Consider the following 15542-nt stretch of genomic DNA (forward strand, 5'->3'; position numbering starts at 1 on the left):
GAAAAATCTTAATAAAACCAACACTATTAAAAAATTTCTATATTACATATTTCTAGACTTTTCTTCACACTTTTCTATTGCACTTATTACTGCGTTTCTAAATCCTTGTCTTTCAAGTTCTATAATAGCTTCTATTGTTGTACCACCTGGCGAACAAACATTATCTTTTAGTTTTCCTGGGTTTTCTTTAGTTTCTAAAACCATTTTCGCGGAACCTAAAACAGCTTGAGATGCCATTTTATAAGCTTTATCTCTAGGTAATCCTTGTTTTACAGCAGCATCTGCCATAGCCTCTATAAACATATAAACATAAGCTGGTGAAGAACCACAAAGGGCAGTAAAAGCATGAAAATATTTTTCTTCTAAAATTTCACTTTTACCAAAAGAATTAAATATACTTGTAATTATATTTAATTCATCCTTAGTTACATTTTTATTTGCACAAATAGCAGTCATTGCTTCTCCAACCAAAGCTGGTGTATTTGGCATGGTTTTAACAATTTTAACATCTTTATTAAACCATTCTTCTACATCAGTTAAAGTCACTCCTGCCGCTATCGTAACTATTATTTTTTTATCATCTATATAATTTCTTATTTCTTCTATAATCTCTTTATACATATAAGGTTTAACCGCTAAAAAAATTATCTCACTATTTTTACAAACCTCAATATTATTTAAAGTAGCTTTTATGTTAAACTTTTCTTCTAAATTCTTAATGCTAGACTCTCTTTTACATGATACTATTATATTTTCACACTCCACAAGACCAGAATTTAAAATTCCTCCAACCATGGCACTTCCCATATTGCCACAACCCACAAAACCAATTTTTTTATTCATATAACTCATTACCTTTCTATTTTTATATGTATTAATTTAGACTATGCCTTAATATACCAACAACATTATATATTAAAAACATAGCCTATTATTTATTCTCTATAATTGTGTTCTAAATTTCCAAATTTACTAAATTGTCCAATCCAAGCTAATTTAACATTGCCAACAGGACCATTCCTTTGCTTTGCTATAATACATTCTGCAACATTTTTTTCTTCTGTTTCCTTATTATAATACTCATCCCTATATAAAAACATAACAAGGTCAGCATCTTGTTCTATTGAACCTGATTCTCTTAAATCTGAAAGCATTGGTCTATGATCAGCCCTTTGTTCTGGAGCACGAGATAGCTGTGAAAGTGCTATAACAGGGCATTGCATTTCCTTAGCAATCGCTTTAATATTTCTTGATATTTCTGAAACTTCTTGTTGTCTACTTTCTTCCCCACTACCGCTCATAAGCTGTAAATAATCAATAAGTATTAAATCTATTCCATACTCTATCTTAAGTCTTCTACATTTAGACCTCATTTCCATTATAGAAACACCAGCAGTATCATCTATATATATTTTAGCTGATGATAATGGTCCTGATGCTCTTGCGATATTTTCCCAATCCTTATCTTCTAAATTTCCTGTTCTAAGTTTTAACATATCAACATTAGCCTCAGAACATAAAAGTTTATAAGCTAATTGTTCTTTAGACATTTCTAGAGAAAATATAACAACACTTTTTCCTTCCCTAAGTGCCGCATGCTCTGCTATATTTAAAGCAAAAGTGGTTTTACCCATAGAAGGTCTCGCAGCAATTAATATCATATCCCCTTTTTGAAAACCAGATGTTAAATCATCTAAATCCTTAAATCCAGAACCAACACCTGTAACCTCACCTTTATTATTAAAAAGAGTTTCTATTTGCTCAAAGCCTCTCTCTAAAATATCACTCAAAGGCTCAAAATCACTACTACTCTTCTTTTCTGCTAAATCAAATATTTTCTGTTCTGCTACATCTATAACTTTTTCTACATCATCTTGATTATTATAGCAACTTTCTATTATTTTAGTTGATGAATCAATAAGTTTTCTTAACGTTGCTTTATCCTCAACTATTTTTATATAAGATTTAACATTTGCTGTTGTTAAAACTGAAGAACCTATTTCTGTTATATAACTTATTCCACCAGATTTCTCTAATCTATCTGTAGATTTTAAATGTTCTAAAAGAGTAATTTCATCTATAGGTTCATCTCTTTGATACATTTCAACAATGCTTTTAAATATATATTTATGTGCATCCCTATAAAAATCTTCAGCACTTAATATTTCTACCGCCTGTGCTATAACGTTCTTGTCTATCATCATAGAGCCTAGAACAGATTTCTCAGCCTCTATACTTTGAGGAGAACTTTTAATTCCTGGTCCCTCCAATGGATAAACCCCTCCCTTCTATAAGTCAATTTATCTAAAATTAAAATATAATTATCTTAAAATTTAATTATAATATATATACTTTTAATTGTGAACCATTCTTAGTGCAAGAAATAAATAAAAATAAGCCTTATCAGATAAATAAAAAGTTAAAAATCTGATAAGACTTATTTATTATATTTAAATCATTTTTTAATTAAAAAATTATATAATGCTCCTATAAGATTAGAATCATTTCTAAATTTACATCTGTCTACAACAGGTTAAAGTTAAAAATCTGATAAGACTTATTTATTATATTTAAATCATTTTTTAATTAAAAAATTATATAATGCTCCTATAAGATTAGAATCATTTCTAAATTTACATCTGTCTACAACAGGTTTAGGAACAAAATATTCAAACTGACTATGATAATCGTCAATATTTTTTTTAATATACTTTATTAAAATATCTTGTTCACTTATACCCCCACCAATTAAATATTTATCAGCATCTAATATACATTGAAGATTTATTATTGCTAAAGCTGTTTTGTAAGTGAATTTATTTAAAATCTCTAAAGCATCTTTATCATCATTATTAGCATATTCAAAAAATTTAATTCCATCAATTTCATTTCTATTTAAATTTTTAACTTTCGCAAAATCATCCAAAAGACCATCTAAGCCATTTAAACTTCCCCACCACTCTTTATCATTATTACTCATAACATTTATATTACCTGCTATAAAGCTAAACTCACCTGCAAAAAAATGCTTTCCCTTGTAAAGTTTTTTATCCTTAATTATTCCTCCTCCAACACCAGTTCCTAAAAGAATAACAACTCCATTTTCACACTCTTGTAAGTTTCCTTTCCACAACTCTGCTAAAGCTGCACATTTACCATCGTTTTCAATTGCTATCTTTGTTTTGCATCTTTCACCTAACACCCTAAGCATATTTTTATCTGTATTATATTCTAATGATCCTCCTGTGTACATATATCCTGTATCACTATCTAAAATTCCTGGAATACTTAAAGCCATACCCTCTATATCATTTTTATACTTATCATAAATATTACCTATATTATCTATAAAATTTTCTATAGAATCCCTAGGTGTCTTTATTTTACCCTTTTCTAAAAATTCTAATTTCTCTGTCATTAAAGCATATTTAATTGCTGTTCCTCCAACATCTAGTACTAAATATTTCATAATATACAACTCCCCCCCGTTAGATATTAGTTATTTTTTATTATAATAATATTTATTTTAAGCTACTTTAGCTTTGTCTGGCTTAGATTCAATTACACTACTATCATCATTGAGTTTCATTTTACCTATAACACAAATTAACATTGCTATAATTATGAATACAATACAGCAAGGAAATATTAAAAATGCGTTATTGCTTATCAATTCACCAGCTACAAGATTTCCTATAATTTGTGGTATGCACAAAAATATATTATTTATCCCCATATATTCACCTAATCTCTCTTTAGGAGCAACAGCTGGAATCAATGCAAAAAACACTACACTAAACATAGCGGAAGCTAATCCATAAATTAATGTAAATGCCCATAACATACTTATGTTCATAACAAACGCCCCTACAATAAATCCTATAAGCCAAACTGTACAAGATAAAAACAAAATTAATTGTTTATTATATCTATCACATAATTTTCCTATAAATATTGAAAAAATAAGACTCATTAATGTCATACCAATCAATGCAGTACTAATTTCATTACTTGTAAATCCATTCATTTTTTCATAATATCTTATCCAATATGGCATTATAAATCCACAAGATAAGTATAAAAAGAATGCTGTCATAAATACTTTCATTGCAGACTTATTCTTTATAAAATCAAAACTCAATTTTGATGTGGATTTTACTAAACGGCTACTATCTTCTTTTACATTAACGACTGTTATTATATTAGTTACTATTACTACAACAGCTGACACAATAAGAGGCAACGCCGGATTCATATTAAATAAAATAACGCCAATTCCAAATACTATAATTCCACCAATACCACTAAAAGCATTTCTAAATCCTGTTGCAAGTCCAATTTCATTTTTTTCAACAGCTTCTGGCACCCATGCATAATAAGCTCCTTGATAAAAATTCATTGATAAATAAAATAAAAATGCAAAAATAAACATTTCAAAATAAAAAGAAGAAAAACCCAATAAAAACAAGAAAATAGCTCCTGCTAAAGACCCTATCAAAACAAATGGTTTTCTCTTACCTACTCTATCACTTAAAATTCCAGATACGTATGGTGCAAAAATCCCTGTAACCGATGCCATAGCAACCAAAATTCCTAATAAAAAAGATGATTTAGTTACAAGTGCTACCAACAAAGGCACTACTGTGCTATTCATATTCCAAGCAAGTCCTAAACCAATAGCAGGTAATGAAATTAATATAGGTGCTAATTTACTATTGCTTTTTTTTATTTCCATAAAAATTACACTTCCCTAAATATATTTAATAATAATCATTATTTAAACGTTTAAATTAAATTATAAATTAATTATATACCTTTCCTGTTTCTAATAAAAATACTATATGTCTTATTTACTATCTTTCAATAGAAACAAATTCTTCTATCTTAAATTTCCTAACTTTTTTTTCTTATTATACTATAAAAGCCTTTTTAAAAACGTTTGTTGTAAAGAGTATAATAAAATTTATATGTATATTTTCACTATTTCAATACCTAATAATACTTAATTTAAAAAAGACTATCTAAAATATTTTTTTTAGATAGTCTTAAATTTATTGTTCTAAAGCTATTTGTATTAATTCTTCAATATTGCTTATAGCTTTAACTTCTATATCCTTAAGTCCTGTAGGTATTTGTTTCTCATTATCTTTTGGAACAGTTACAAGTTTTATTCCTTTTCTTCTTGCTCCATAAATTTTTTCAAATATTCCACTAACAGGTTTTATATGACCTCTTAATGATATTTCACCAGTTACAGCTAAATCTTGTCTTATTGGCTTATTTAAAAGAGCACTAATTATACATACAGTTATTGCTGCACCAGCTGAAGGCCCATCAATATTTCCTCCACCAATTACATTAACATGTACATCATAATCCTTAATATCTTTTCCAGTAACCGTTCTTATTACTGAAGCTGCATTAAATACTGAATCCTTAGCCATTGAACCTGCTGTATCATTAAATCTTATATGACCTTGTCCTTCTTTATTAGCTTTAAATACTGCTGCTTCAATTTCAAGAGTTGAGCCTAAAAATCCAGAAACTCCTAAGCCATATATATGACCTACTTCTCTATTATCTAGCTTTTTAATTCTCTCATAAGGAATAAATCTACCTATACTTAAAACTTCTTCTACATCTTTTAAAAGTATCTTTTCATTTTCTCCTAAAACTCCATCGTTTCTATATATAGCATTTCCATATGCATCAGCTAAAATATTTACAGCCTTTCTTCCCTCTATTGTATAAGATGCTATTAATTTTTCTACACCATCTTCTAAAGATACATTAAGCTTCTTAGCTGCATTTTTAACTATTTTTTCAATATCATCTGAAGCTAAAGGCTCAAAATAAACCTCTGTACATCTAGAACGAAGAGCTGGATTTATTTGCCCTGGTTCTCTAGTTGTTGCACCTATTAAAACAAAATCTGCTGGTGCTCCTTTATCAAATAAATATTTTATATATTTAGGAACATTTTCATCATCTGGATCATAATAAGATGATGAAAACTCAACTCTCTTATCTTCTAAAACTTTTAATAGTTTATTTTGAAGAATTTCATCTAATTCTCCAATTTCATCAATAAATAACACACCACCATGTGCATCTGTAACTAAACCTGGTTTTGGTTCTGGAACACCAATTTCAGCCAAATCTCTCTTACTTCCTTGATATATTGGATCATGAACTGAACCTAAAAGAGGATTAGTTATTTCTCTTGGATCCCATCTTAGAGTTGTTCCATTAACCTCTATAAATTTAGAATCTGCATCAAAAGGTGTTGCTTTAAACTCTTTAGCCATTTCTAATGCAATTCTTGCTGCAGTTGTTTTTCCAACCCCTGGAGGTCCATAAAGGATAACATGTTGAGGATATGGTGATACAAGCTTTGATAATAAAGATTTTATTGCCCTTTCTTGACCTACTATTTCTTCAAAATCTTCTGGTCTTAAAAGAGACATTATATTTTTACTATGTTCTCTCTTATCTAACTTTTCTAACTCTTCTAGCTTTTTTAATGTTTTAGCATTTTCGTTACCTTTTTGCTTTTTCATTATATTAAGCCTTATTTCATCAACATATTTATCTTGTTTTTCTATTAAAAATTGTTCAACTTTTTTCTCAATTTCAGTTTGAACATATCTTTTTGCTATAACATCTGATAAACTAGAACAAACATTTTTTAAACATTCCTCTACATTTTCTTCAGTTGGAACTTCTTTTAACCCATTGCCTTCTAAAATTATATTACTTAAAGCATATAATCTTTCGCAATAATTATTAGATTCAACCATTTTTTTTAATTTAAATCTAATAGTTCTAGCTCTTATAGCACCTTCATCTAATATATTTTTCGTTACTTCATAAAGCACATTTACTTGCGCCTCTACACTTAACTCACTGTTTAACGCATCATATAATGCATTTATTTCATCTAAAGATTTCAATTCAAATCCCCCTTAGCTAATAGGAGACACCATCACCTTCATTTTTGTTGAAACTTCAGGATATAGTTTAACTTCTATATTATATGTCCCCGCAATTTTTATTGTATCCATTACTATTTTCTTTTTATCAACTTTTACATTAAATTGATCATTTATCTTATCTGCAATATCTTTACTTGTTATAGCACCAAATAATTTTCCACTATCTCCAGCTTTAGCATCTATTTTAACAACTTTATCTCTAAGATCATCTGCAAGTTTTTGTGCTGCTTCTATTTCAGCAGTTTTCTTTCTTCTTTCCACATCTTTCTTAGCATTTAAAACATGTAAATTAGAATCTGTTGCTTCTTGTGCTAAATTTCTTGGAAACAAAAAGTTCCTTGCATATCCATCTGATGTACTAACAACATCACCTTTTTTTCCTAATTTTTTAACGTCTTGAAGTAATATTACCTTCATTATTACTCACCTTCCCCTAAATTTTCTTTTATTGATTTCTTCAACATAGTTAAGGCTTCTTCTAAGGAAACACCTTTTAATCTTGTTCCTGCCATAGTCATGTGTCCACCACCGTCTAATGCTTCTAATATTACCTGCACGTTGATATCTCCAAAGGATCTACCACTTATATATATATTATCATCTATTATAACAAATACAAAAGATGCTTTAATACCTGTAATATTTAACAGCTCATCAGCTGCTTGAGCAGCAGTAACTGTATCCTTAACGTTTGGTGGACATATAGCAATAGCTATATTATCTTCAACTTTAGCTGACTTTATTATCTCTGCCTTAGTTATGTAGTTTTCTAAATCATTACTAAATATTTTTTTGATATCTATTGTGTCCGCACCTAACTTTCTTAAATATGATGCAGCTTCAAATGTTCTTACTCCTGTTTTAAATGTAAAGTTTTTGGTATCCATATATATACCTGCAAGTAAGCCTTCTGCTTCTAATTTAGTTATCTTAGGTTTATCAAGCATATATTGAACTATCTCTGTTACAAGTTCAGAAGTAGATGATGCATAAACTTCTAAGTATGTTAATATAGCACCATTTATTATGTCAGGGCTTCTCCTATGGTGATCTATTATAACTACTTTATTAGACATTTCTACTAATTCACTATCCATAACATATCCTTTGTTATGAACGTCAACTAATATTAATAAAGTATTACTATCTATTGTGATTTTAGCATCTTTAGGAGAAATAAACAAATCACTATATTCTCTTTTATTACTAATCTTCTCTAGGAAAATATCTATAGCATTAATATTGTCATCTAAGACTATTTTTACATTCTTTCCAAGTCCTTTGACTACCGAAGCTATTCCAAGTGCTGCTCCAAAACAATCCATATCAGGATTTTTATGCCCCATTATATAAACTTGATTACTTTCATAAACAAGTTCTTTTAAAGCTCTTGCAACAACCCTTGCTCTAACCTTTGTTCTTTTCTCTAACTCTTTTGTATTTCCACCAAAGAATGAAATTTCTTTATCATTTTTCACAACAGCTTGATCTCCACCCCTACCAAGGGCTAATTCCTTCGCACGTGCTGCATCATCATAATTTTTAGCTGGAGTATTTCTTCCTCTTCCAACACCAATACTTAAAGTAACATCTATCTCATTTCCAAAATCTATATCTCTTATTTTATCTAATATATCAAACTTTTTCTTTATTTGAGCTTCAATAACATTATCATCTACCGATAGTATATATTTCCCATAATCATATCTTTTTATCATAGCATCCATAGAATTAGCATATTGATTTAATGCCCTTTCTATTTCTGCTGCTAATAATGGTCTTATATTTTCATCAGTACTTTTTACAGCTTCATTTAAATTATCAACTTCTATTAAAATTATACTTTCTTTAGTTTTTTCACTCAAATAAGTTACATCATTAAAATATACCATACAAAAATGAGTCTTACTATCTTGAATTACCATTTTCCCATAAACTTCATAAATTAATTTTTTTACCTTTATTCTTTGATAATACTTTTTATCACATTTTAACACTTTATCTAGTGCTATTCCTCTAACTACTGAAACTAAATTACTTCCATTTGCATCATTAACAGCAAATAATTTTTCAAAACTTTTATTATACCAAATTATATCCCCATTTAGATTTAACATACATACAGGATAAATAAGATTAAATAAATTATCTCTTATATTATTGTTTATATTTATTGATAAGTTTTCTATATTATTTTCATTCAAATTTTTCTCATCTATTAAACCATTAATTAAGCGTCCTAAATATATAGAATTTAGTCCTAAAAATGCAAGTAATATAAAAGGTAATCTAAAAAAAGCTAATATCACTGATATGATTAATACTATAATTAAATAACTAGTAACTTTAGAACCTTTATTTAAAAATTTTAATTTCATTTAAAACATTCTCCTATTTAAATTCTATTAATGTTTAAACTTATTTTTTATATTACCTTTAATAATATTTTTTAAACTATTAGGATCTACATCCCTTATATCCATTATTAAATCCGCTATTCCAAGAGCTACAAAATAAAGAGATAAAGGTGACATAATTATAATAAATTCAATAAAAATTATTATAGGATTACTTAATTTCAATTTATTCTTTAAGAAATACGCAACTATAGATAAACTTTGTATCATAAACACAACGATTAATAGACAAAGCATAGTAACAAAAAAAGAATTGCTATATGCTATATTGTTTACTTTCATTATATAAGATAATAAAAATAAAATTATTAATACTATTGATATTTTGCTATCTAAATACCATCTTGAAAATGGAGGCAAAGATTTAACTTTAAACCCTAATTTTCTTAATATCCACCTAGCTATTATAAAATTAAAAAAAGCTGATATTATTATAGATACTATAAATATTATAGGTAAAATCATTAAAAGATAGTTTATATCCACTGATTTATAAAGTTCTACTACTTGTTGCATAGATGCAGAGTTTCCTGTCATTGAAGATGCCATATCAGCCGACTGATGAAATACATTTACAATTTGTTGTAAATATTGTGTAAAACTTATATCACTAAATACTGTAAATATTAAGATGTAATTTATTATATTACCAATACCATTAATTATGGCTAAAAATCCTATTGTTTTTGCAACAGATTGCTCCTTTTTTATACAATATCCTAAAGCAATCCCCATAGCACCATATAATATAATAGACTTTACTATCCATAAAGGGTCATAAAATAATGCCGAGAGAATTCCACTTGCAATTGCACATAGCCAAGCTGCTTTTTTTCCATGTCTTAAATAAAGAATTGTCATAGGGATTGGCACTATGAAAGCTCCTATTACATCCAACATTGTAGTAGTGGTAAGCATCATAAGAACAAATGTTATAGCCGCCATGAAACTTGCTTCTACCAACCACCTGCTTTGGGACTTATTCTCCATATTATCCTCCAATTAATATTTAAATTCTTATTTTCATAATATTCTACAAATATGCCTTTTTACCATAATATTATTGTATTTATTTTTCTATTTTTATGCAATAAAAAACATTATTTCTTATTGTAAATATTTACGTATTAAATTTTCTTTTAGTAAAAATAAAAACCCCTGACATATGTCAGGGGCAATAAACTACTACTCAGTTGTAAATGGTAGTAATGCTATATTTCTTGATCTCTTTATAGCTTCAGTTAATTGTCTTTGATGCTTAGCGCAAGTTCCTGAAATTCTTCTTGGTAATATTTTACCTCTTTCAGTGATGTACTTCTTTAATTTTGGTACATCCTTATAATCTATAGATTCAGCTTTATCAACACAGAAGATACAAACTTTTTTTCTTGCTCTTCTCATTTTTCCGCCTTTTCTTGCGTCTCTTTCTCTACTCATTGCTACTTCCTCCTTACCTTAATTTTTTGAATTAGAATGGAATATCTCCATCATCTATCGGCATCATGTCGTCATTATTAAACGAAGATTCATTAAATGAATTATTTTGTGAACCAAATCCTGCATTAAAATTATTATTTTCAGCGTTAAAGTTTGAGTTACTTCTTGCATTGCCATTACTAGAATTTGAATCTATGAAATCAAAACTATCAATAATTACGTCAGTAGTATATCTTCTAGTTCCATCTTTAGCTTCATAGCTACCAGTTTGGATACTTCCAGATATTGCAAGCTGTCTACCTTTAGTTAGATATTGAGCTATTATTTCTCCAGTTTTTCCAAATGCAATACAGCTAATAAAGTCAGCCTCATCTTTTTTGAATGGTCTATTTACTGCTAAAGTTAGTCTTGTAACAGCTGTGCCACTACCTGCTGCAAATCTTAAATCAGGATCCTTAGTTAGTCTACCTATAAGAACAACTTTGTTCATGTATATTCACCTCTTATTTTTCTTCTTTAACAATCATATGTCTTATGATACCATCAGTGATTCTTAAAACTCTGTCTAATTCTTTTGGTAATTCTGGACTTGCAGTAAAGTTTATTAAAGTGTAGTAACCTTCGTTAACTTTTGCGATTTCGTAAGCTAATTTTCTCTTACCCCAGAAATCTACGTTATCAACAGTTCCGCCACCATTTTCTATAACACCCTTGAATTTTTCGATTAAAGCTTTAACAGCTTCCTCGTCTAATGATGGATGTGCTACAAATATGTTTTCGTATTTTCTCATCAATTACACCTCCTCCCCATGGACTACGGCTGTACTTTGTACAGCAGGGATTACAATTAAGTATTTTAACACTAAAACACCCTTAATGCAAGCTTTGTTTTAGTATCATTATTTAATTAATTTACCTATTTTAATCATTTTATACATCTTGTTCTTCAGGTGCATTACTCTTTATTATTTTTTTTACACCCTTTTGAAATTTACTTCTAGGAAGCATAACAAGTCTGCCACATCCAACACATTTTATCTTTATATCAGCACCAAGTCTTAACACTTCCCATTCATAACTTCCACATGGATGTTGTTTTTTCATTTGAACTATATCACCTAAGTAAAATTTATCTACCAAAATCTATTCCTCCTTAATTAGTTATCATTTATCACTTGAACTTTATTATATGGAATTTCTATTCCTCTTTTATCAAACTCAAGTTTTATTCTTTTCATAAGTTCTCGTTCAGCTTCCCATTGCTTCATTGGCTTAGTTTCACCAATCACTCTTATATTTACATTAGAATCATTTAAAGCCGTAACCCCTAATACTTCTATTGGAGTTGTTATATTAGGATTTTCTTGATTATATTTAGAACATACTTCATTTATTACACTTATAGCTAATTCTATATCAGCTTCATATGCTATTCCAATATCCACCAAAACTCTCATATCTCCTTTTGAATGATTGACTATAACTTGTATTGAGCCATTTGGAATTATATATATATCTCCATTAAAATCTCTAAGTTCAGTAGTTCTAAGTCCTATGGCTTTTACTATTCCCTTACTATTATCAATTGTTACATAATCACCAACAGAGTATTGCTCTTCAAACAAAATAAATATTCCATTTATCATATCTTTAATAAAACTTTGCGCCCCAAGACCTACGGCAACACCTCCGACAGATGCAAAAGCCCACGATATTGCTCCAAACACAATAGATAACATACTTGTTATTCCTAAAAAATAAACACTATACTTAACCAAACTCTTCAAAAGAATACCTATAGTTTTTGCTTTTTTCTCATCCATGCTAAACTTATGGTTACTCTCTATTTGATTTTTTACCATTCTATCTATAAATTTATTTGCAATCCTTATGGCAATCATCATTAAAATAAATATAATAACAATCATAATTATTTTAAATATTACACTCGCTATTGTTTCTGCACTTATGGTTATCCCAAAAAAATTTATACCACTTTGTCCTGTAAGACTTTTTATTTCATTTTCCACGCCTATACCTCAATTTATTTATACATTACAAACTGTTTACCATCATTTAAATAAATATTTTTATATTTTAAACTATCTTTTTCTATTATAGAATTAACTTTTTCTATGATATTTTCATTGAATCTTATGCATATACCACAACTTTGAGTTATATATGTTGGAGTTGGCATTATAACAAATTCTATATTATTATCTTTAAAAATCCTTTCTCCATTCATAGCGTCATTGGTATTATTAAAAACCATTATAAAGTATTTCATAAAAATTCCTCCATATATTTTGTTAACTTATATAGTATATATTATATATTATAAATGTAAAATACCATTGGAATTTTATATAAAAAACATTACACTTACTTTATATAAATTAAAGATAAAAATATAAATAAGATTTGGAGTGATTTTAATTGAATAACATATATTTTGATAATGCTGCAACTTCTTTTCCTAAACCTAAAGAAGTTTTAGATGCAATAATGGAACAAATGATTAATTTTGGTGGAAGTGCTAATCGTGGCTCATCAAAAACCGTACTTCAAAGCAGTAGAGTCGTTTACGAGTGTAGAGAGGCTATCAAGGAATTTTTTAACTATGATAAAAGTGAGAATGTAGTTTTTACAAACAACATAACATCTTCGATAAATATTTTACTTAATGCTGTTGTAAAACCCAATTGGCATATTATAACTACATCTATGGATCACAATTCGGTTTTAAGACCTTTATTTAAATTAAAGGAAGAATTAGATGGAGTTGAAGTTGATGTTATTAACTGTGATAAATTTGGTTTTTTAAATATTGATAATTTAAAAGATAGTATAAAACAAAACACTAAACTTATAATTTTATCCCACAGCTCAAATCTTGTTGGCTCAATTCAACCATTAAAAGAAATCAGTAACATATGTAAGGAAAAAAATATATTTTTAATTTTAGATAGTGCTCAAAGTGCAGGAATTATCCCTATTGATATGCAAGATTTATCTTTAAGTGCTTTAACATTTACTGGACATAAATCTCTTCTAGGTCCTCAAGGAATTGGTGGCTTTATAATAGATGATAAATTAAACGCTGAAGCTAAATCTGTTTTTGTAGGTGGAACTGGAAGTAATTCTTCTCTTTTAACTCAACCAGATTTTCTTCCCGATAAATTTGAGTGTGGAACTTTAAATATCCCAGGAATAGTTGGTCTACTTCATGGCATAAATTATATTAACAAAGAAGGAATAAGCACAATAAAAGAAAAAGAAGATTTTCTATGCCAAAAAGCCATAAATGGTTTATTAAATATAAAAGATATAAAAATTTACGGCTCTTTAGATATGAAGAAAAAAACTTCTGTTATTTCATTTAATATTAACGATATGGATCCTTCTCTTGTAGGATATATGCTAGATAGTGAATTTAACATAAGTTCTAGAACTGGTCTTCACTGTGCTCCGCTTGCACACAAAACTGTAGGGTCTTATCCAAACGGTTCTATCAGAATAAGTCTTGGTTATTTTAATACAGAAAAGGAAATAGACATATTCCTAAATGCCATAAACACTATAAAAAACAGGAGGTAATTTTTGGACAATAATCTTTTAATTAAAAGGTTTAAATCAATAACTTTATTCATTGTAATTTATACAGTTTTATTTATTGCATTTTTTAAAACACTAAAATATACTCTACCATTTGTTCTAGCTTTAATTTTCGCTTTTTTTTTAAAAAACCCTTCTAGATATTTAATAAAAAAATTCAAATTAAAACCATGGTTATCCTCTTTAATTACAACAACTTTTTTATTTTTAGCAATACTATTTATATTTATTTTAATATCTATAGTCTTTATATCAGAAAGTATAAATTTAACTAAACATATAGAAGGAATTTTTATGAATAATAGAGAAAATATCTTCTTGTATCTTAAAGACTTACAAAAATCAACTTATAGCTTAAGTGCTTATTTAGACGAATCTATTTTAGAAAAATTAAATACCACTATTCATTACTTCATAAATAGTGGTATTAATTCTACAGTATATCTATTTCAACAAGTACTTAACATGATAAAATTTGTTCCATATTGGATTATGACTATTTTTTTTACTCTAATATCAACATATTTACTTACTAAAGAAATTTCTATAAACTCTTATAATAAATTCTTAGAATCAACTACCTTATGTAAATATCCCCAAATACTAAATATGATTAAGTATAGCCAAAGAATGATATTAAACTACATTCTATCTACTGGACTTCTAATATTAATCTCAACATCACTAACATTTATAGGATTTTATTTACTGGGAATAAATTATTCCTTAGTTCTAAGCTTGTTATCAGGAATATTAGATTTGCTTCCCGTAGTTGGTACAATTTTAGTTTATGCTCCTTTGATAATAATTAAAATACTAAAGGGTGAATATATTGTAGCATTTTCACTTTTAGCTTTATATATATTAATAATGATAACTAGACAACTTTTAGAACCTAAACTTATCTCTAGTACCTTAGGAATAAGTCCATTAGGCTCGCTTATAGCTATTTTTATAGGACTTCAAGTCTATGGCTTTTTAGGGGTAATATTTTTTATATTTATGATAGTTTTTTATAACATGCTCAATAAATTTAATGTTCTGTAGTATAAATTTACATTTTGAGGTAAATAAT

The 15542-nt window shown here is 27.9% G+C and carries 16 protein-coding genes; 2 read left to right on the forward strand and 14 right to left on the reverse strand.

What is annotated here, in order from left to right; translation table 11 throughout:
• Positions 1-42: 42 nt before the first annotated feature.
• The 14 genes from proC to DR020_RS06520 form a co-directional block, all read right to left on the reverse strand.
• Positions 43-843, reverse strand: coding sequence for a pyrroline-5-carboxylate reductase (proC, locus tag DR020_RS06455; protein ID WP_112365545.1), 801 nt, complete (start codon positions 841-843; stop codon positions 43-45).
• 92 nt (positions 844-935) lie between these two features.
• The gene (locus tag DR020_RS06460; RefSeq protein ID WP_055259116.1) at positions 936-2270 is read right to left on the reverse strand and encodes a replicative DNA helicase; all 1335 of its coding nucleotides are present in this window, start codon (positions 2268-2270) and stop codon (positions 936-938) included.
• 305 nt (positions 2271-2575) lie between these two features.
• A complete protein-coding gene (locus DR020_RS06465) occupies positions 2576-3469 on the reverse strand; it encodes an ROK family protein (RefSeq protein WP_112365546.1) in 894 nt (297 codons plus the stop codon).
• 57 nt (positions 3470-3526) lie between these two features.
• Positions 3527-4735 carry an MFS transporter gene (locus DR020_RS06470; protein ID WP_235865671.1) on the reverse strand — a complete coding sequence of 403 codons (1209 nt, stop codon included), beginning with the start codon at positions 4733-4735 and terminating at the stop codon, positions 3527-3529.
• A 316-nt stretch (positions 4736-5051) separates the two neighbouring features.
• Positions 5052-6953 carry a Lon family ATP-dependent protease gene (gene lonC / locus DR020_RS06475; RefSeq protein ID WP_112365547.1) on the reverse strand — a complete coding sequence of 634 codons (1902 nt, stop codon included), beginning with the start codon at positions 6951-6953 and terminating at the stop codon, positions 5052-5054.
• Positions 6954-6965: 12 nt separating this feature from the next.
• On the reverse strand, positions 6966-7412 hold the full coding sequence (rplI, locus tag DR020_RS06480) for a 50S ribosomal protein L9 (RefSeq protein WP_055259124.1): 447 nt from the start codon (positions 7410-7412) through the stop codon (positions 6966-6968).
• 2 nt (positions 7413-7414) lie between these two features.
• The gene (locus DR020_RS06485; RefSeq protein WP_112365548.1) at positions 7415-9373 is read right to left on the reverse strand and encodes a DHH family phosphoesterase; all 1959 of its coding nucleotides are present in this window, start codon (positions 9371-9373) and stop codon (positions 7415-7417) included.
• A gap of 27 nt (positions 9374-9400) precedes the next feature.
• Positions 9401-10402, reverse strand: a complete 1002-nt coding sequence (locus tag DR020_RS06490; RefSeq protein WP_112365549.1) for a DUF2232 domain-containing protein — start codon at positions 10400-10402, stop codon at positions 9401-9403.
• Between the two features lie 195 nt (positions 10403-10597).
• Complete coding sequence (gene rpsR, locus DR020_RS06495) at positions 10598-10849, reverse strand: 30S ribosomal protein S18 (protein ID WP_055259129.1); 252 nt, start codon at positions 10847-10849, stop codon at positions 10598-10600.
• Between the two features lie 31 nt (positions 10850-10880).
• A complete protein-coding gene (locus tag DR020_RS06500; RefSeq protein ID WP_055259130.1) occupies positions 10881-11339 on the reverse strand; it encodes a single-stranded DNA-binding protein in 459 nt (152 codons plus the stop codon).
• A gap of 13 nt (positions 11340-11352) precedes the next feature.
• A complete protein-coding gene (gene rpsF, locus DR020_RS06505) occupies positions 11353-11640 on the reverse strand; it encodes a 30S ribosomal protein S6 (protein WP_055259131.1) in 288 nt (95 codons plus the stop codon).
• A 139-nt stretch (positions 11641-11779) separates the two neighbouring features.
• Positions 11780-11989: a DUF951 domain-containing protein gene (locus tag DR020_RS06510; RefSeq protein WP_055259133.1), complete on the reverse strand. Its 210-nt coding sequence runs from the start codon at positions 11987-11989 to the stop codon at positions 11780-11782.
• 17 nt (positions 11990-12006) lie between these two features.
• The gene (locus tag DR020_RS06515; protein ID WP_055259134.1) at positions 12007-12879 is read right to left on the reverse strand and encodes a mechanosensitive ion channel family protein; all 873 of its coding nucleotides are present in this window, start codon (positions 12877-12879) and stop codon (positions 12007-12009) included.
• Between the two features lie 14 nt (positions 12880-12893).
• Positions 12894-13139, reverse strand: a complete 246-nt coding sequence (locus DR020_RS06520; RefSeq protein ID WP_055259135.1) for a DUF3343 domain-containing protein — start codon at positions 13137-13139, stop codon at positions 12894-12896.
• A gap of 149 nt (positions 13140-13288) precedes the next feature.
• Between DR020_RS06520 and DR020_RS06525 the strand changes: the two genes are divergently transcribed.
• The gene (locus tag DR020_RS06525) at positions 13289-14449 is read left to right on the forward strand and encodes an aminotransferase class V-fold PLP-dependent enzyme (RefSeq protein ID WP_112365550.1); all 1161 of its coding nucleotides are present in this window, start codon (positions 13289-13291) and stop codon (positions 14447-14449) included.
• Between the two features lie 3 nt (positions 14450-14452).
• Positions 14453-15514 (forward strand): sporulation integral membrane protein YtvI, encoded by a 1062-nt coding sequence (gene ytvI / locus DR020_RS06530; protein WP_112365551.1) that lies wholly within the window; start codon positions 14453-14455, stop codon positions 15512-15514.
• Positions 15515-15542 lie beyond the last annotated feature (28 nt).

Source organism: Sarcina ventriculi, assembly GCF_900456775.1.
GTDB classification, from domain to species: domain Bacteria; phylum Bacillota; class Clostridia; order Clostridiales; family Clostridiaceae; genus Sarcina; species Sarcina ventriculi.